Source organism: Nocardia sp. CA-084685 (assembly GCF_050955785.1).
GTDB lineage: Bacteria > Actinomycetota > Actinomycetes > Mycobacteriales > Mycobacteriaceae > Nocardia.
Genome location: NZ_CP192094.1, coordinates 7,867,798 through 7,887,675 on the forward strand (window position 1 = coordinate 7,867,798; position 19,878 = coordinate 7,887,675).

8 protein-coding genes are annotated in these 19,878 nt (G+C 65.1%); 5 read left to right on the forward strand and 3 right to left on the reverse strand.

Translation table 11 applies throughout. From position 1 onward, the window contains the following. Positions 1-22 precede the first annotated feature (22 nt). Positions 23-3,817: a multifunctional oxoglutarate decarboxylase/oxoglutarate dehydrogenase thiamine pyrophosphate-binding subunit/dihydrolipoyllysine-residue succinyltransferase subunit gene (locus ACQP2U_RS35075; protein ID WP_433711436.1), complete on the forward strand. Its 3,795-nt coding sequence runs from the start codon at positions 23-25 to the stop codon at positions 3,815-3,817. Between the two features lie 151 nt (positions 3,818-3,968). Here the strand turns inward: ACQP2U_RS35075 and ACQP2U_RS35080 are convergent, their stop codons facing one another. After that, positions 3,969-4,949, reverse strand: coding sequence for a hypothetical protein (locus ACQP2U_RS35080; protein WP_433711438.1), 981 nt, complete (start codon positions 4,947-4,949; stop codon positions 3,969-3,971). Positions 4,950-6,548: 1,599 nt separating this feature from the next. Here ACQP2U_RS35080 and ACQP2U_RS35085 point away from each other — a divergent pair. Next, on the forward strand, positions 6,549-14,006 hold the full coding sequence (locus ACQP2U_RS35085; RefSeq protein ID WP_433711439.1) for an IPT/TIG domain-containing protein: 7,458 nt from the start codon (positions 6,549-6,551) through the stop codon (positions 14,004-14,006). A gap of 147 nt (positions 14,007-14,153) precedes the next feature. Here the strand turns inward: ACQP2U_RS35085 and ACQP2U_RS35090 are convergent, their stop codons facing one another. Together ACQP2U_RS35090 and ACQP2U_RS35095 are read right to left on the reverse strand one after the other, a co-directional pair. Continuing rightward, positions 14,154-15,797 carry an alkaline phosphatase D family protein gene (locus ACQP2U_RS35090; protein ID WP_433711440.1) on the reverse strand — a complete coding sequence of 548 codons (1,644 nt, stop codon included), beginning with the start codon at positions 15,795-15,797 and terminating at the stop codon, positions 14,154-14,156. 31 nt (positions 15,798-15,828) lie between these two features. Beyond that, on the reverse strand, positions 15,829-16,455 hold the full coding sequence (locus tag ACQP2U_RS35095; protein ID WP_433711442.1) for a TetR/AcrR family transcriptional regulator: 627 nt from the start codon (positions 16,453-16,455) through the stop codon (positions 15,829-15,831). 68 nt (positions 16,456-16,523) lie between these two features. On the opposite strand from ACQP2U_RS35095, the gene ACQP2U_RS35100 reads away from it, so the two are divergent. Genes ACQP2U_RS35100 through ACQP2U_RS35110 form a run of 3 tightly spaced genes read left to right on the forward strand, consistent with a single transcriptional unit; the run spans position 16,524 to position 19,827 of the window. Then, on the forward strand, positions 16,524-18,056 hold the full coding sequence (locus ACQP2U_RS35100; RefSeq protein ID WP_433711443.1) for a flavin-containing monooxygenase: 1,533 nt from the start codon (positions 16,524-16,526) through the stop codon (positions 18,054-18,056). Beyond that, positions 18,053-18,883, forward strand: a complete 831-nt coding sequence (locus tag ACQP2U_RS35105) for an SDR family NAD(P)-dependent oxidoreductase (protein WP_433711444.1) — start codon at positions 18,053-18,055, stop codon at positions 18,881-18,883. The genes ACQP2U_RS35100 and ACQP2U_RS35105 overlap by 4 nt, the downstream gene beginning before the upstream one ends. Positions 18,884-18,900: 17 nt before the next feature. After that, the gene (locus ACQP2U_RS35110) at positions 18,901-19,827 is read left to right on the forward strand and encodes an alpha/beta hydrolase (RefSeq protein WP_433711445.1); all 927 of its coding nucleotides are present in this window, start codon (positions 18,901-18,903) and stop codon (positions 19,825-19,827) included. Positions 19,828-19,878 lie beyond the last annotated feature (51 nt).

Genomic DNA, 19,878 nt, shown 5'->3' on the forward strand with positions numbered 1-19,878 from the left:
ACGTCGCAGCGCGAAGAACGAAATGAGGCGAACACCTGCTGTGAGCAGCTCAACTTCCCAGTTCGGACAGAACCAGTGGCTAGTCGATGAGATGTATCAAAAGTACAAACAGGATCCATCTTCCGTCGATGAAAGTTGGCACGAGTTCCTCGCCGATTACACGCCCGAAGTCGCGGGTGATTCAGTTAACAGCGCCGCGCCCGCGGCCGCACCCGCGCAGGTGGCCAACCCGGCACCGGCTCCCGCGTCGGTGAAGGCGACCCCGGCCGCGGCGACCCCCGCCCCGGCACCCGCGCCCGCCGCGCCCAAGCCTCCCGCGCCTCCCGCTCCCGCGCCTCCCGCTCCCGCGAAGCCCACCGCCCGCGCGCCGCAGACGACTCCCGCGCCGACCTCGAATGCCGCGCCCACCTCCGGCGCGCCGAAGCCCGCGGACACCGCGGCCGACGAGGCGAAGGTCCTGCGCGGACCGGCCGCCGCCGTGGTCAAGAACATGTCGGCGTCCCTGACGATCCCGACCGCGACCAGCGTGCGCGCCATTCCGGCGAAACTGATGATCGATAACCGCCTGGTCATCAACAACCACCTGGCCCGCACCCGCGGCGGCAAGATCTCCTTCACCCACCTGCTCGGATACGCGATCGTGCAGGCGGTCAAGTCGTTCCCGAATCTGAACCGGCACTTCGCCGAGATCGACGGCAAGCCGAACGCGGTGACCCCCGCACACACCAACCTCGGACTTGCCATCGACCTGGCGGGTAAGGACGGCAGCCGCTCGCTGGTCGTCGCGGCCATCAAGGGCTGCGAGACCATGACCTTCGGGCAGTTCCACACCGCCTACGAGGACATCGTGCGCCGCGCCCGTGACGGCAAACTCGGCATCGACGACTTCACCGGCGTGACCATCTCGCTGACCAACCCGGGCACCATCGGCACCGTGCACTCGGTGCCGCGACTGATGCCGGGTCAGGGCGCGATCGTCGGCGCCGGCGCGATGGAGTACCCGGCCGAATTCCAGGGCATGAGCGATGAGCGCATCAACGAGCTCGGCGTCGGCAAGCTGATGACCCTGACCTCGACCTACGACCACCGCATCATCCAGGGCGCGGAATCCGGCGACTTCCTTCGCACCATCCACAACCTGCTGATCAGCGACGAGTTCTACGACGAGATCTTCCACGGCCTCGGCGTGCCGTATGAGCCGGTGCGCTGGCGCAAGGACGTCAAGGAGCGCGGCGTCGACAAGAGCACCCGCGTGCTCGAGATGATCGCCGCCTACCGCAACCGGGGCCACCTGATGGCCGACACCGATCCGCTGCGGCTGGTCAAGGACAAGTTCCGCAGCCATCCGGACCTCGATGTCACCCAACACGGCCTCACCCTCTGGGACCTGGACCGCGCCTTCGATGTGGCGGGCTTCCACGGCCAGGAACGGATGAAGCTGCGCGATGTGCTCTCGGTGCTGCGCGATGCCTACTGCCGCCACGTCGGTGTGGAGTACACCCATATCCTGGAAACCGAGCAGCTGCAATGGATTCAGGAGCGCGTCGAGCAGAAGCACGTCAAGCCGACTGTCGCACAGCAGAAGTACATCCTGAACCGGTTGAACGCGGCGGAGGCCTTCGAAACCTTCCTGCAGACCAAATACGTCGGGCAGAAACGCTTCTCGCTCGAGGGCGCCGAGGCCGTCATCCCGATGATGGATGCCGTGATCGACCAGTCCGCCGAGCATTCGCTCGACGAGGTCGTCATCGGTATGCCGCACCGCGGTCGCCTCAACGTGCTCGCCAATATCGTCGGCAAGCCGTACTCGAAGATCTTCACCGAGTTCGAGGGCAATATGAACCCGGCGGCCACGCACGGCTCCGGCGACGTGAAGTACCACCTCGGCGCGCGCGGCACCTACCTGCAGATGTTCGGCGACAACGAGATCGAGGTCTCGCTCACCGCCAACCCCTCGCACCTGGAGGCGGTCGACCCGGTGCTCGAGGGTCTGGTGCGTGCCAAGCAAGACCTGCTGAACAAGGGCGACGGGCCCGAGGGCTTCTCGGTCATGCCGCTGATGCTGCACGGTGACGCCGCATTCGCGGGTCAGGGTGTGGTCGCGGAGACGCTGAACCTGTCGGGCCTGCGCGGTTACCGCGTCGGCGGCACCATCCACATCGTGGTGAACAACCAGATCGGCTTCACCACCGCACCGGAGAACAGCCGCTCCACCGAATACTCCACCGACATCGCGAAGTTCATCGGCGCGCCGATCTTCCACGTGAACGGTGATGACCCCGAGGCCTGCGACTGGGTGGCGCGCCTGGCGGTGGACTTCCGCCAGAAGTTCCGCAAGGACGTCGTGATCGACATGATCTGCTACCGGCGTCGTGGCCACAACGAGGGCGACGACCCGTCGATGACCCAGCCGTACATGTACGACGTCATCGACACCAAGCGCTCGGTGCGCAAGGCATACACCGAGAGCCTGATCGGCCGTGGCGATATCTCCATGAAAGAGGCCGAGGACGCGCTGCGTGACTACCAGGGTCAGCTGGAGCGGGTCTTCAACGAAGTCAGGGAACTGGAGAAGTACACACCGGAACCGAGTGAATCGGTCGAGGACGACCAGCAGGTGCCAGCGACGGTCGTGACGGCCGTGGACAAGGCCGTGCTGCAGCGCATCGGCGACGCCTTCCTCGGCGTGCCGGACGGCTTCAATGTGCACCCGCGCGTCAGGCCGGTGCTGGAGAAGCGCCGCGAAATGGCCTACGAGGGCAAGGTCGACTGGGCCTTCGCCGAATTGCTCGCCTTCGGCACACTGATCGATGAGGGTCGCGCGGTGCGTCTGACCGGTCAGGATTCGCGTCGCGGCACCTTCACCCAGCGTCACTCGGTGATCATCGACCGCAAGACAGCCGAGGAATACACCCCGCTGCACAACATCGGCAGCTCCAACCCGGGTTGGTTCGCGGTGCACGACTCGGCGCTGAGCGAATACGCCGCCGTCGGCTTCGAATACGGCTACTCGCTGGGCAACCCGGACGCACTCGTGCTGTGGGAGGCGCAGTTCGGTGACTTCGTCAACGGCGCGCAGTCCATCATCGACGAGTTCATCTCCTCCGGTGAGGCCAAGTGGGGTCAGCTGTCGGAGGTCGTGCTGCTGCTGCCGCACGGTCACGAGGGTCAGGGCCCGGACCACACCTCCGGTCGCATCGAGCGCTTCCTGCAGCTGTGCGCCGAGGGTTCGATGACGGTCGCCGTACCGTCCACCCCGGCGAACTACTTCCACCTGCTGCGCCGCCACGCACTGGACGGCATCCGCCGCCCGCTGATCGTCTTCACCCCGAAGTCGATGCTGCGCAACAAGGCCGTGGTCTCGGACTTGAAGGACTTCACCGAATCGAAGTTCCGCTCGGTCTTCGACGAGCCCACCTACGAACAGGGCATCGGCGACCGCAACAAGGTCAAGCGGGTCCTGCTGACCAGCGGCAAGCTCTACTACGAACTCGTCGCCGAGAAGGCCAAGCAGAAGCGCGAAGACGTCGCCATCGTCCGCATCGAGCAGCTCTACCCGCTGCCCAAGTTCCGCCTCAACGAGGCACTGGCTGGCTACCCGAATGCGACCGATATCGCCTGGGTCCAGGAGGAACCGGCCAACCAGGGCGCTTGGCCGTTCTTCGGCCTGAACCTGCCCGAGCTGCTTCCGGAGCGCTTCACCAAGCTCCGCCGCATCTCCCGCCGCGCCATGTCGGCCCCCTCCTCGGGTTCGTCGAAGGTCCACGCGGTGGAACAAGCCGAAATCGTCGCCGAGGCCTTCGAGCCGACCGCATAGTTTCACCGATCAAGCGCCGGGCCGAATCCATTCTTCCGCAGAGTGATTCGGCCCGGCGTTGTTATTCAGGCGTCATCTACGATTGCCGACGAATGAACATGCCTGGGACGCGAAACCGGGTGAAACACAACGCAATACCAGTTGCGCGTCATCATCCCGATTCGATCAGCACATGCTCCAAATGGGCGGTATCGTCGGAGTCCTCATCGACGCCGACCACTGCGACGAACTCGTGATCACCGGCACGTCGCTGCAAGGGACTCCAGGAGTTGGCGAGATACCAGCTTGCCCCGGTGGTACCACGCGGGCCCAAGCCCGCGCAGAATATCCAGTATCGGTCGGGGTGCAGAACCGGGCTGGGTCGCACCCGCGCGATGACGCCAATACTGTGATCTCCGCTCGAGTCATACCGACTACCGTCCGTCAACTCCAATTGCTCGAAACGGGAACCGCCTTCGGCACTGGTGACATTGAGAGTGAAAAGGGGACGCTCGACGCTTTCGAGGTACATACGTGTGCAGTCGTTGCAAGTCAGTCCAAAGCTGATATAGGGGCGGTCGCTGTTCGCAACGATGTCCCGGTCACTCCGAATCTCAGTCAAAATGCCAGTGTGGCGCTGGAGCACAGAAAATACGTACAGCAGCCCGCGAACTTCCTTCTCCGGTAAGGCAGCCAACACATCCGAGCGATGATCAGCCGCGAATGCGCGAACCTTCCCGAATGCGCACCCATAGGGAGCCTCGACCGAATCGAGTGCATGCAGTGGCCGCAGTGGTAGTTCGAAGGTCGGGTACACGAGAGTAATCCCGCTGGTGATCATCTCGGCCCCGAGAAATGCCTCGAGCTCGATATCCGTTCCGGGAGATTCCAACTCGTTCGCTCGACCGGCGACCGGTGCGGCACCCGCCATCTGAAACAAGCTCTCGATCGTCCAGCCAGGGAACATTCTGGCCAGCACCCGGCAATGGTAGTCGCGGGGAAGCCCGACCATCCCGCCCGAAAGCCACTGGTAGAACTGCGTCTTCGCGGGCCCGTAACCAGGGGGAATGGGAGGATCCAGCTGTGCGGCGAACCTATCGTACGCCGCCAGGAAATCCGAGTGGCTTTTGAGATGCTGCTGCGCCAGCAGCATCTTCAGAACGGTAGCCAATGAAACCCCCTTACCCCTGAAATCACCGCCCTGGTGGCGGCGACTCGATCTACAACCGCGGCTCGCACGGGCCAGCAACGCTGTCCGGTGACCGCCCGGACGCAGTACCGCTCGGACATGGTGTAGGAGACGCTGTTACCGATCTCACCCACCGTGGCCACGGTGAGCTGTACCGTCCCCTCCCGGCCGGGGCGAGCGCAAAGCTGCAGTCCGGGTCGATGATCAACACGGTAGCCCGCAATACTGCCGACGAAAGCGATCGCAGTGGCGGCCGACAGTCCTGTCCCGGTGAGGCTGGGCTGTAGCACCGCCTGCGACAGGCCCTTGGATGGGACTGGTGCTGTTCACGGCAGGTATTGCAACGTTACAGCCACCGTTGCCGAGTCCCGCCGCGGGGCCGGTGACCTGCACCGTCCCGCAGGCGCGATGGCGGTGACCTACCTATCCGAGTCGATGGTGAAGGTGGTCGGGGTAGTACCGCATCGCGCGATCAAAGGACCGGTGAAGTCGATACCCATCACAGAACGTTCGCGTCTCTCGATGTGGGCCCCGATGTCGGAGAGCGGGAGGTGACGGTAGGCATGACGCTGGCTCCTTTGCCGCGATGGTGATTCCCCGACTGCACTGGATGGCTACTTCCAGTAAGCCTCCTACTCTGTTGTAGGGCAATGCATCTCTGATCCGTTTTCGTCCGTTTTCACATTTAGATCTTGCCTCCCGTCCGGTAATTCATTTTCCGGTGCAAGTCATTAGCCGGCGGCATAACCGGACCGAGCCCGACCGACCGCGGCAAGCCCGGGAAATTCCCATGGGCAGAGGGTTTCCCGCGTGATCCGGCAGTGTGTGCGCCCTTCGAGCGGCCGCGAGCCCGAATGACAGTGCGGCGCTGCGGCCGATGGTTCGGCGGTGGTGCGATCGCGGCGCGGACCGCGCCTCGAACCGGGCGAAGCCGCACCGGGACGAACGCCAAGTAACTATTTCCACTCGGCCGAATAGCGCATCCGTAAAGCGCGGGTCTCAATCACGCTGTGCCCGTGCGAAATGATGGTTCGACAGCAACCGATTCTCGGGTGCATCGGAAATTACGTACGGAATTCGGATTGTCGAAATATCCGGAATCGACGCACCCTTCGACGGCTCACCGACGATGTCATTGCGCACGCGGTCGGACGTAGTGCGGCGGCGTCCCGGCTGCCAGTTGCGGTGGTGTCGGCTTCGAGGGGTATACACACGGAATCCGCACGGTGATCGCATCGGAGCACCGCCGGTGAGTGGTCGCACCGATGACGAAACCCGTTGCGGCGCAGGCCTCGATGCTACCGGCGCGGTGTGATACCCAACGGCTGCGATGTCGCTTGCATCACGGCTATCGGACGCAGTGCCGGTAGAGGTTGCCGAACCCGAACGGAAGTCTCCAGATCTTCGGCAGGCGACGGAAATCGGATAACGGACGAAACCGAACGCCTCAGGTCGGTCCACGACGTGTTTCAGGGACGTTAATGGAAGTTGCGGGCCGCCACAGCAACTCGGGCAACCGCTCAGTTGCATTACAGGAATTACAGCAGCAAGGAGGCATGCATCGTGCCTACGATCACGTCTATCTCCCCGACCTCGGGACCCACGACAGGGGGAACCAGCGTCACGATCACCGGTACGGGGTTCACCGGTCCCACTACCGTCCGGTTCGGCACTACCGCAACGACTTTCACTCTGGATTCACCGACGCAGATCACTGCGGTCGCCCCCGCGGGCTCGGTCGGTACTGTCCAGGTCACTGTTACCACCTCGGCGGGTACCAGTAACGGTGTCTCCTACACCTATCTCGCGGTTCCTTCCTTGAGCAGCATCAGCCCCAGCCAGGGGTCGACCGCGGGCGGAACGACGGTCACGCTCACCGGGTCGGGCCTGACGGGAGTCACCGCGGTGAATTTCGGTGGCACACCGGCGACTTCGTTCACCGTGAATTCCGACACGCAGATCACCGCCGTCACCCCGGCGGGCACCGGGATCGTCACGGTCACGGTCACCGGACCGGGTGGCACCAGCAACGCGGTTACCTACGTCTATGTCGTCGTTCCGACCATCACCTCCATCTCCCCGACCGCCGGACCCACTTCCGGTGGGAACAATGTGACGATCACCGGCACCGGATTCACCGGCCCGTTGACCGTCCGGTTCGGCACGACCGCAACGACATTCACCGTCAACTCCGCTACCCAGATCACCGCCGTCGCTCCCGCCCATTCGGCCGGGACCGTGCAGGTGACCGTCACCGGCTCGGGCGGAACCAGTAACGGCGTCGCCTACACCTACGCGGCGGTACCTACCCTGACCAGCATCACGCCCACGGCAGGATCGGTGACCGGCGGAACCACGGTCGTGCTGACCGGGACAAACCTGACCGGTGCGACCTCGGTGAGTTTCGGTGGCACACCAGCCACCTCGTTCACCGTGAACTCCGCCACCCAGATCACCGCCGTCGCTCCCGCCCATTCGGCCGGGACCGTGCAGGTCAAGGTCACGACGGCGGGCGGCACGAGCAACGGCGTCTCCTACACCTACGTCGCGGTGCCCACCTTGACCACGATCGTGCCCAACACGGGTCCGGTCGCTGGCGGAACCACCGTCGTGCTGACCGGGACAAATCTGACCGGTGCGACATCGGTGAGTTTCGGTGGCACACCAGCCACCTCGTTCACCGTGAACTCCGCCACCCAGATCACCGCGGTGGCTCCTGCTCATTCGGCCGGGACGGTGCTGGTGACTGTCACCACGGCGGGTGGCACCAGCAACGGCGTCTCCTACACCTACATCGCGGTACCCACCTTGACCACGATCGTGCCCAACACGGGTCCGGTCGCCGGTGGAACCACGGTCGTGCTGACCGGCACGGCCCTGACCGGCGCGACCGCGGTGAGTTTCGGTGGCACACCAGCCACCTCGTTCACCGTGAACTCCGCGACCCAAATCACCGCCGTCGCTCCCGCTCATTCGGCCGGGACGGTGCAGGTAACCGTCACGACAGCCGGTGGAACCAGTAACGGTGTCGCTTACACCTACGTCGCTGTGCCCACCTTGACCACGATCGTGCCCAATGTCGGATCGGTGACCGGCGGAACCACGGTAGTTCTCACCGGGACAAACCTGACCGGTGCGACGGGAGTGAGTTTCGGTGGCACACCAGCGACCTCGTTCACGGTCGATTCCGCCACCCAGATCACCGCCGTCGCTCCCGCTCATTCGGCCGGGACGGTGCAGGTGACTGTCACCACCGCGGGTGGCACCAGCAATGGCGTCTCGTACACCTACATCGCGGTACCCACCTTGACCACGATCGTGCCCAATGTCGGATCAGTGACCGGCGGAACCACCGTCGTCCTCACCGGGACAAACCTGACCGGTGCGACGGGAGTGAGTTTCGGTGGCACACCGGCAACCTCGTTCACCGTGAACTCCGCGACCCAGATCACCGCCGTGGCTCCTGCCGGAGCGGCTGGGACCGTGCTGGTCACTGTTACCACCGCAGGTGGAACCAGCAACGGCGTGGCCTACACCTACATCGCGGTCCCCACCTTGACCACGATCGTGCCCAATGTCGGATCGGTGACCGGCGGAACCACCGTCGTGCTGACGGGCACGGCCCTGACCGGTGCGACATCGGTGAGTTTCGGTGGCACACCGGCGACCTCGTTCACCGTCGACTCCGCGACTCAGATCACCGCGGTGGCTCCTGCCGGATCGGCCGGGACGGTGCAGGTGACCGTCACGACAGTCGGTGGTACCAGCAACGGTGTCTCCTACACCTATGTCGCGGTGCCGACGCTGACCACGATCGTGCCGAACGTCGGATCGGTGACCGGCGGAACCACCGTCGTCCTCACCGGAACAAACCTCACCGGTGCGACATCGGTGAGTTTCGGTGGCACACCAGCCACCTCGTTCACCGTCGACTCCGCCACCCAAATCACCGCAGTCGCCCCAGCAGGGTCGGCCGGGACGGTGCTCGTCACCGTCACGACAGTGGGGGGGACCAGCAACGGCGTCTCCTACACCTACATCGCGGTCCCCACATTGACCACGATCGTGCCCAATGTCGGATCAGTGACCGGCGGAACCACCGTCGTGCTGACGGGCACGGCTTTGACCGGTGCGACATCGGTGAGTTTCGGTGGCACACCGGCGACCTCGTTCATCGTCGACTCCGCCACCCAGATCACCGCGGTGGCTCCCGCCGGATCGGCCGGGACAGTGCAGGTAACCGTCACGACTGTCGGTGGCACCAGCAACGGCGTCTCCTACACCTACATCGCGGTCCCGACGCTGACCACGATCGTGCCCAACGTCGGATCAGTGACCGGCGGAACCACCGTCGTGCTGACCGGGACAAACCTGACCGGTGCGACATCGGTGAGTTTCGGTGGCACACCGGCGACCTCGTTCATCGTCGACTCCGCCACCCAGATCACCGCGGTGGCTCCCGCCGGATCGGCCGGGACAGTGCAGGTAACCGTCACGACAGTCGGTGGCACCAGCAACGGCGTCTCCTACACCTACATCGCGGTCCCCACGCTGACCACGATCGTGCCCAACGTCGGATCAGTGACCGGCGGAACCACCGTCGTGCTGACCGGGACAAACCTCACCGGTGCGACATCGGTGAGTTTCGGTGGCACACCGGCAACCTCGTTCACCGTGGACTCCGCGACCCAGATCACCGCGGTCGCCCCAGCAGGGGCCGCCGGGACAGTGCAGGTAACCGTCACGACAGTCGGTGGAACCAGCAACGGCGTCGCGTTCACCTACATCGCGGTGCCCACCCTCACCACGATCGTGCCCAATGTCGGATCAGTAACCGGCGGAACCACCGTCGTACTGACCGGGACAAACCTCACCGGTGCGACATCGGTGAGTTTCGGTGGCACACCAGCCACCTCGTTCACCGTCGACTCCGCCACCCAAATCACCGCCGTCGCGCCAGCAGGGGCCGCCGGGACAGTGCAGGTAACCGTCACGACAGTCGGTGGCACCAGCAACGGCGTCTCCTACACCTACATCGCGGTCCCCACCCTCACCACGATCGTGCCCAACGTCGGATCAGTAACCGGCGGAACCACCGTCGTACTGACCGGGACAAACCTCACCGGTGCGACAGCGGTGAGTTTCGGTGGCACACCAGCCACCTCGTTCACCGTCGACTCCGCCACCCAAATCACCGCGGTCGCCCCAGCAGGGGCCGCCGGGACGGTCCTGGTCACTGTTACCACCGCAGGTGGCACCAGCAACGGCGTCGCGTTCACCTATATCGCGGTGCCTACCCTGACCGCGGTGGTGCCGAACGTCGGATCGGTGACCGGCGGAACCACCGTCGTGCTGACGGGCACGGCTTTGACCGGTGCGACATCGGTGAGTTTCGGTGGGACACCGGCGACCTCGTTCACCGTCGACTCCGCGACTCAGATCACCGCGGTGGCTCCTGCCGGATCGGCCGGGACGGTGCAGGTGACCGTCACGACAGTCGGTGGTACCAGCAACGGTGTCTCCTACACCTACGTGGCAGTCCCGACGCTGAGCACGATCGTGCCGAACGTCGGATCGGTGACCGGCGGAACCACCGTCGTCCTGACCGGGACAAACCTGACCGGCGCAACGGCAGTGAGTTTCGGTGGCACACCGGCGACCTCGTTCACCGTCGACGCCGCCACCCAGATCACCGCAGTCGCTCCTGCCGGATCGGCCGGGACAGTGCAGGTCACTGTTACCACCGTGGGTGGAACGAGCAACGGAGTCGCGTTCACCTATGTCGCGGTTCCCACCCTGACGGTGGCGGTGCCGAACGTCGGATCGGTGACCGGCGGAACCACCGTCGTCCTCACCGGGACAAACCTCACCGCCGCAACCGGAGTCAGCTTCGGTGGCACACCAGCCACCTCGTTCACCGTCGACTCCGCCACCCAGATCACCGCGGTGGCTCCCGCCGGATCGGCCGGGACAGTGCAGATCACCGTCACGACAGCCGGTGGCACCAGCAACGGCGTCGCCTACACCTACATCGCGGTTCCCACTTTGACGGTGATCGTGCCGAACGTGGGCCCGGTGACCGGCGGAACCACCGTCGTACTGACCGGGACAAACCTCACCGCCGCAACGGGAGTGAGTTTCGGTGGCACACCGGCCACCTCGTTCACGGTCGACTCCGCTACCCAGATCACGGCGGTCGCTCCTGCCGGATCGGCCGGGACCGTGCTCGTCACCGTCACAACAGCGGGCGGAACGAGCAACGGGGTCGCGTTCACCTATATCGCGGTTCCCACGCTGACCGTGGCGGTGCCGAACGTGGGCCCGGTCGCTGGCGGAACCACCGTCGTACTGACCGGCACGTCCCTGACCGGAGCGACGTCGGTGAGTTTCGGTGGCACACCAGCCACCTCGTTCACCGTCGACGCCGCCACCCAGATCACCGCAGTCGCTCCTGCCGGATCGGCCGGGACGGTCCTGGTCACTGTTACCACCGTGGGTGGAACGAGCAACGGAGTCGCGTTCACCTATGTCGCGGTTCCCACCCTGACGGTGGCGGTGCCGAACGTCGGATCGGTGACCGGCGGAACCACCGTCGTCCTCACCGGGACAAACCTCACCGCCGCAACCGGAGTCAGCTTCGGTGGCACACCAGCCACCTCGTTCACCGTCGACTCCGCCACCCAGATCACCGCGGTGGCTCCCGCCGGATCGGCCGGGACAGTGCAGATCACCGTCACGACAGCCGGTGGCACCAGCAACGGCGTCGCCTACACCTACATCGCGGTTCCCACTTTGACGGTGATCGTGCCGAACGTGGGCCCGGTGACCGGCGGAACCACCGTCGTACTGACCGGGACAAACCTCACCGCCGCAACGGGAGTGAGTTTCGGTGGCACACCGGCCACCTCGTTCACGGTCGACTCCGCTACCCAGATCACGGCGGTCGCTCCTGCCGGATCGGCCGGGACCGTGCTCGTCACCGTCACAACAGCGGGCGGAACGAGCAACGGGGTCGCGTTCACCTATATCGCGGTTCCCACGCTGACCGTGGCGGTGCCGAACGTGGGCCCGGTCGCTGGCGGAACCACCGTCGTACTGACCGGCACGTCCCTGACCGGAGCGACGTCGGTGAGTTTCGGTGGCACACCAGCCACCTCGTTCACCGTCGACGCCGCCACCCAGATCACCGCAGTCGCTCCTGCCGGATCGGCCGGGACGGTCCTGGTCACTGTTACCACCGTGGGTGGAACGAGCAACGGAGTCGCGTTCACCTATGTCGCGGTTCCCACCCTGACGGTGGCGGTGCCGAACGTCGGATCGGTGACCGGCGGAACCACCGTCGTCCTCACCGGGACAAACCTCACCGCCGCAACCGGAGTCAGCTTCGGTGGCACACCAGCCACCTCGTTCACCGTCGACTCCGCCACCCAGATCACCGCGGTGGCACCTGCCGGATCGGCCGGGACAGTGCAGATCACCGTCACGACAGCCGGTGGCACCAGCAACGGCGTCGCCTACACCTACATCGCGGTTCCCACTTTGACGGTGATCGTGCCGAACGTGGGCCCGGTGGCCGGTGGGACAACCGTTGTGCTGACCGGCACGGCTCTGACCGGAGCGACGTCGGTGAGTTTCGGTGGCACACCGGCAACCTCGTTCACCGTCGACTCGGCGACTCAAATCACCGCGGTCGTCCCAGCTGGGTCGGCCGGGACAGTGCTCGTCACCGTCACGACAGCCGGTGGCACCAGCAACGGGGTCGCCTACACCTACGTCGCCGTGCCCAGTTTGACCACGGTGGTGCCGAACGTGGGCCCGGTGGCCGGTGGGACAACCGTTGTGCTGACCGGCACGGCTCTGACCGGAGCGACGTCGGTGAGTTTCGGTGGCACACCGGCCACCTCGTTCACCGTCGACTCCGCCACCCAGATCACCGCGGTGACCCCTGCCGGATCGGCGGGGACGGTGCTTGTCACCGTTACCACCGCGGGTGGAACGAGTAACAGTGCCGCGTTCATCTATGCCGCGGTGCCCACTTTGACCGCGGTGGTGCCGAACGTGGGTCCGGTGACCGGTGGGACCACGGTCGTATTGACCGGGACAAACCTCACCGGAGCCACCGGAGTGAGTTTCGGTGGGACACCGGCCGTGTTCGCCGTCGACTCCGCCACCCAGATCACGGCGGTTGTCCCCGCCGGGACGGCGGGGACGGTCCTGGTCACTGTTACCACCGGGGGTGGAACCAGCAACGGCGTCGCCTACACCTACGTCGCGGTTCCCAGCCTGACCGTGGCAGTGCCGAACGTGGGCCCGGTTACCGGCGGAACCAGCGTCGTACTGACCGGAACGAATCTGACCGGCGCGACGGCGGTGAATTTCGGTGGCACACCGGCAACCTCGTTCACCGTCGACTCCGCCACCCAGATCACCGCGGTCGCTCCCGCCGGATCGGCCGGGACAGTGCTGGTGACCGTCACCACCGCGGGTGGAACAGTCAATGGTGTCTCCTTCACCTATGTCGCGGTTCCCAGCCTGACCCTGGCGGTGCCGAACGTGGGCCCGGTGAGCGGCGGAACCACCGTCGTCTTCACCGGAACGAACCTGACCGGAGCCACCGCGGTGGATTTCGGTGGGACACCGGCCACCTCGTTCAGCGTCGACTCCGCCACCCAGATCACCGCCGTCGCCCCGGCGGGGGCGGCGGGGACGGTGCAGGTGACCGTCACGACACCGGGCGGAACGAGCAATGGCGTCGCGTTCATCTATGTCGCGGTTCCTAGCCTGACCGTGGCGGTGCCGAACGTAGGCCCGGTCGCTGGTGGGACGATCGTCGTTCTCGCCGGCACGGACCTGACCGGTGCGACCGCGGTGGATTTCGGTGGCACACCGGCCACTTCCTTCACCGTCGACTCCGCCATCCAGATCACCGCCGTGGCCCCGGCGGGGGCGGCAGGGACGGTGCAGATCACTGCCACGACAGCGGGCGGCACCAGTAACGGTATCGCTTTCATCTACGTCTGACAGTGAATGCGACTGGGCCGTCGGTGGGCATTGCCTGCCGGCGGCCCAGCCGCGCGCGTCGGTGTCGTAGAACTCTGCGACAACGAGCAATCCAATCTCGGCGTCGTCGAGTCGCGGCCGCTGGAGGGTGGTTAGTATTCGTCGCCGTTATCGTGGGCGGGGTGTAACTCCGGCGCTTCCAGAGCTGGGCGCGCGATCGGCATCGGTGTGCGAAGCCGGGCTGACTCCCGGGATCCGATCTTGCACAACGAAACTCGCGCGGGTGTGGATCGGGGCGCCGGGGCGGCGGATGTAGGGGACGACGCGGAAGTCGGTGCGCCACAGGGCATGATCCAGGGTGACTCGGACGTATCCGCGTTGGGAATTGAAGAATTTCATGTCCGGGTTGGCGGTTAGCAGGTTACGGCCGGTGGAGTTCATGTCGGTGCCGTCGCCGCCGGTGGTAATCGAGGTGCCGGTGAATTCGGCTGCTACGACCGGAGATTCGGGGGTGGTGTAGTCGGGGCGGAGTTCGGCGGCGTAGTTGTGGTGGCGGTCGCCGGTGATGACGACGAGATTGTGGATATCGCGGGCGGCGGCGGTGGCGAGAACGGTGTTGCGGTCGGCTACGTAGGCGTCCCAGGCGTCGGTGCCGAAATTGGTCCCGGGACCGGGGTCGTAGTCGGATTCGGACATGGCCACCTGGTTGCCGAGGATCTGCCAGCGCGCGGTGGATCGGGCGAGGCCTTCGAGCAGCCAATCTCGTTGCGGTGCACCCAGTATCGAGCGATCGGGGGAGAGTCGGCCGGGGCAGGCGTCGCCGACATTGCCGTTACCGCAGGCTCCGCCGGTGCGGTATTGGCGGGTGTCGAGCATGGTGACCTCGGCGAGGTCGCCGAAGGTGTAGCGCCGATGGATGCGCATGGTCGGGCCGGACGGCAGAGCCGCGATGCGCAGTGGCTGATGTTCGTACATCGCCTGGAAGGCTGCGGCTTTGCGGCGGCGGAACAGGGCGGGGATGCGGTAGATGTCGAGGCCGAGGCCGGGGTGGTCGGCGAACCAGTTGTTGTCGATCTCGTGGTCGTCCATGGTGACCAACCATGGGAAGGCCGCGTGCGCCGCGCGCAGCGGTTGTTCGGCCTTGGCCTGGGCGTAGCGCAGTCGGTAGCCGGGGAGGTCGACCGCTTCCGCGGCGAGATAGGGCTGCACCGACATGCCCTCGCGACCACGGTTCCAGCCGCGTTCGTAGATGTAATCCCCGAGGTGCACAACGAGATCGAGGTCTTCGGCGCTCATATGCTCATAGGCGGTGTAGTAGCCGGAGGTCCACGATTGGCAGGACGCGAACGCGAAACGCATTCGCGCAGTGGACTGTCCGGACGCCGGCGCCGTTCGGGTGCGACCTACCGGCGAAATCGCCGAACCTGCGCGGAATCGATAGAAGTACCACCGATTCGGCTCGAGTCCACCGATCTCCGGATGCACGGTGTGTGCGAGTTCGCGCGTGGCGACCGCACTCCCCCGCGCCACCACGTCCCGGAATCGCTCATCGTTGGCAACCTCATAATCGACGGTCACCGGATGCTGCGCCATCCCCCCGAGCCCGTCCGGCGCCAACGGATCCGGCGCCAGCCGCGTCCACAGCACCACACCGTCCGGCAGCGGATCCCCCGAAGCCACCCCCAACGTGAACGGATCCCCCAACGACCGCGGCGCCCGAAACCGCCCACTGCTGGCCGCCGATGTCCCCACCAACACCGCGACCGATCCAGCCGTACCCATCCTCAACAGCTGCCGACGAGACAGACCCATACGTCAGGATATCCGCCGCTCGAAGTGCTCGTCAGCCGCGAATGGCGGTAGCAAGCGCGGGGTTCAGCGAAAGGGCCACGGCGAGTAGGGATTCGACCAAGAGCTCGACCAACTGTTCGCGGGTGATGGTTTCGTGGCGGAGCCAGGTGAGGGTGGTTTCTTCTACGAAGGCGATCCAGCCGCGCATGGCGAGGATGAGACGAGGACGGTCGGCGTCCGGGATATCGACAGGCACTTCGGTCAGGATGATGTCGATGATGGCGTTGCGGGTCTGGTCGACGAGTGGGAGCACCTCGGCGCTGACGCTGGCCGGGCCACGCAGCAGCGATACGTAGGAATTGCGGTTCTCGCCGACGTAGTCGATGTAGCGCTCGATCGAATCGCGCAACATCTCGAAGATTCCGAGGGTGCGGTCGGGGGCGACGCGTTCCAGTAGCTCGGCGTTGGCGTGGCGGACTATCGCCAGCTGGAAGTCCTGCTTGGTCGGGAAGTAGTGGAAGAGCAGGCCGCGGGAGATCCCGGCTTCCCCGGCGATTTCGGTGATCGAGATGTCTTCGATGGCGCGGTCGCCGAGCATCTTCGCGCCCAGGGTGATCAGTTGTAGACGGCGTTCGTCCGGGCTGAGCCGGGTGCGCTTGATGGTGCCTCGACTACTCACGGGGCCATCTTACTGAACGCTGGTCAATACTGTTGACTCGTGCTCAATAGGACCGTAGTCTGGGTTATATGAGTCGCAAGGTTACAGACAAAGCTGTCGGCAACCGCCACGTCAAGACCATCATCATCGGTAGCGGTTTCGCTGGTTTGGGCCTGGCAATCCGGTTGAGCAAGCAGGGCCGCAATGATTACCTCGTGCTGGAACGTGGCAGCGATGTCGGCGGCACCTGGCGCGACAACACCTACCCCGGCGCGGCCTGCGATGTGCCGTCGCACCTGTACTCGTACTCGTTCGCACTGAACCCGGACTGGTCGCGCTCGTTCTCCAAGCAGGGCGAGATCCAGCAGTACATCCAGGGCGTCGCGCGCGAATACAACGTGCTCGACAAGCACCTGTTCAACTGCGACGTGACCGCCGCCCGCTGGAACAATGCCACCAATCTGTGGCATATCGAATCCACCCGGGGCAGCTTCACCGCCGATACCGTGGTGTCCGCGGTCGGCGCGCTGTGCGAGCCCGCACTCCCGGATATCAAGGGCATCAAGGGTTTCGAGGGCGAGACCTTCCACTCCGCCCGCTGGAACCACGACGCCGATCTGACCGGCAAGCGCGTCGCGATCATCGGCACCGGCGCCTCGGCCATCCAGATCGTGCCGTCCATCGCCGCGCGGGTCGCGCACCTGGATGTCTACCAGCGCACCGCACCCTGGCTGCTCCCCCGCATGGACCGCCCGTACACCCTGCCCGAGCGTCTCGCCTTCCGACACATCCCGGGCTTCCAACGACTGTCCCGCGCCGCCATCTACGCCGCGCGCGAAACCCAGGTTGTCGGCCTGGCCAAGGTTCCGGCACTGATGCGGGCCTTCGAACTCCTCGCAAAAGCCAAGCTGCGGCTCGAGATTCGCGATCCGGAGCTGCGCAAGAAGGTAACGCCGGCCTTCCGGATCGGCTGCAAGCGCATGCTGATCTCCAACGACTACTATCCGGCGCTGAGCCGCGCGAACGTGGACGTGGTCACCGACGGCATCGCCGAGATACGCGCCAACTCCATCGTCACCAAAGACGGCACCGAGCGCGAAATCGACGCACTCATCGTCGCGACCGGCTTCCATGTCACCGATTCGCCGACCTACAACGCTATTTCGGGCAAGGACGGTCGTACGCTGGCGGAGGTGTTCGACGAGATCGGCCAGCAGGGCTACAAGGGTTCGGCCGTCGCCAACTTCCCCAATATGTTCTTCCTGCTCGGCCCGAATGTCGGCCTGGGCCACACCTCGATGGTGTACATGATCGAATCGCAGATCAACTACATCGCCGACGCCCTGGCCACCGTCGACCGCCTCGGCCTGCGCACCGTCGAGGTGAAGCGCGCGGTGCAGGACTCCTACAACGAGGATCTGCAGGGCAAACTGGTCAAGAGCGTGTGGAATACCGGAGGCTGTGCCAGCTGGTACCTGGACAAGCACGGCAACAACACCACGCTCTGGCCGGACTTCACCTTTGAATTCCGCAGGATTACAAAGAATTTCGACGTCTCCGCCTATGAGACAACTAGCGTCGAAAGTTCCCGTAACGAACTGAAAGTGGTGGCAGGACAGTGAGCGATGATGCTTACTTCAAGGGCAAGGTCTGTGTGATCACTGGGGCGGGTTCCGGCATCGGCCGCGCGCTCGCGGAGAATCTCGCCAGGCGCGGTGCCAAACTCGCGCTCTCCGATATCGATACCGACGGCCTGGCCGAGACAGTGCGCCGCTGCGAAGCGTACGGGGCCGAGATCAAATCCGACCGGCTCAATGTTGCCGAGCGCGCAGCGGTGCTGCTGTATGCCGACGCCGTGCAGGCGCACTTCGGCAAGGTGCACCAGATCTACAACAATGCGGGCATCGCCTACCACGGCGAGGTCATCCGCTCGGAGTTCAAGGACATCGAGCGCATCATGGACGTCGACTTCTGGGGTGTCGTCAATGGCACCAAGGCCTTCCTGCCGCTGCTGATCGAATCCGGCGACGGCCACGTCATCAATGTCTCCAGCCTTTTCGGCCTGATCGCCGTCCCGGGCCAGAGTGCTTATAACGCGGCTAAATTCGCGGTGCGCGGATTCACCGAATCGCTGCGGCAGGAGATGCTGGTCGCCAAGCATCCGGTCAAGGTGACCTGTGTGCATCCCGGCGGCATCAAGACCGCCGTCGCCCGCAATGCCACCTATGCCGAGGGCATCGACAGCGAGCGCACCGCATCGCTTTTCGACAAGAAGTTGGCCATTCACACACCGGAAATGGCCGCGCAGACCATTACCGAAGGTGTCCGCAAGGGGCACGGCCGCGTGCTGATCGGTTGGGAAGCCAAGGTGCTCGACCTGTTCGTCCGGGTCACCGCCTCCGGTTACCAGCGCATCGCCGCCGCGGTGAACCGCCCCTTCCTACCCTGAACCGCGCGAGGAAACCCATGCGTGACATCAACCTTCCGCTACCCGTCGCGCGGGCGCTGCTCGGTCCGATCTTCCGGGTCTCGCTGAACGCACGGCTGCCCTGGCAGATGCAGCGGCTGCTGCTCGATATCGGTTCGCGCGCACAGTTCCTGCCATCGGGCACGACCGTGCACCGGCTGCGGCTCGGCGGCCGACCCGCGGAACGAATCACGGCCGGCTCGGCCAGGCCGAACCTGAACGCGGGCGCTGTGCTCTACCTGCACGGCGGCGGCTATGCGGTCGGGTCGCTGGCGACGCATCGCTCGCTGGCCGCCCGGCTGGCGCACGAAACCGGTTGCACCGTCTACGTTCTCGACTACCGACTCGCGCCGGAGCACCCATTCCCGGCCGGACTCGAAGATGCCGAAGCGGCCTTCATGGAATTGGTCGGCAATATCGGCTATCGACCGGAACAGATCGCGCTGTCGGGCGATTCGGCGGGCGGCGGGCTGTCGCTCGCCACCGCACAGCGGCTCATCGCCGAACACGGCTATACCCCGGCGGCGCTCGGCTTGATCGCACCATGGGTCGACCCGAATCAGACACCGGACAAGTTCCGCGATCTGGTGATCAATCGAGCATGGTCGCGCGCGTGCGCCGCGGCCTATCTCGGCGACGGGGACGGCAAAGACGCCGGGTACGCACCGCTGCACGGTGAACTGCGGGGTTTGCCGCCGACCTTCGTCCAGGTCGATGTCAGCGAGCTGCTGCATTCGCAATGTGTCGAATTCGTGACGGCACTGCGGGCGGCGGGCGTACACGCCAGCTTTACTGAGAGCAAGGGGCTATGGCACGTCGCACAGCTACAGGCCGCGCTCGTGGGTCCCGCGGCCGCCGCACTGACCGAACTGGCAGATTTCCTGCGAAAAGCCGTTCAACCGGTCTCGATCCGCGACTTAGGATAGATCTGTGAGCAGGCCGAGCTGACGTCCCGGTCACAGGTGTCGTAGATTACT

Bases quoted from the DNA above. Each gene is read 5' to 3' on its own strand.
- ACQP2U_RS35090 (WP_433711440.1), bottom strand. From the start codon at position 15,797: ATGGGTCTGTCTCGTCGGCAGCTGTTGAGGATGGGTACGGCTGGATCG.
- ACQP2U_RS35110 (WP_433711445.1), top strand. From the start codon at position 18,901: ATGCGTGACATCAACCTTCCGCTACCCGTCGCGCGGGCGCTGCTCGGT.
- ACQP2U_RS35080 (WP_433711438.1), bottom strand. From the start codon at position 4,949: ATGCTGCTGGCGCAGCAGCATCTCAAAAGCCACTCGGATTTCCTGGCG.
- ACQP2U_RS35075 (WP_433711436.1), top strand. From the start codon at position 23: ATGAGGCGAACACCTGCTGTGAGCAGCTCAACTTCCCAGTTCGGACAG.
- ACQP2U_RS35100 (WP_433711443.1), top strand. From the start codon at position 16,524: ATGAGTCGCAAGGTTACAGACAAAGCTGTCGGCAACCGCCACGTCAAG.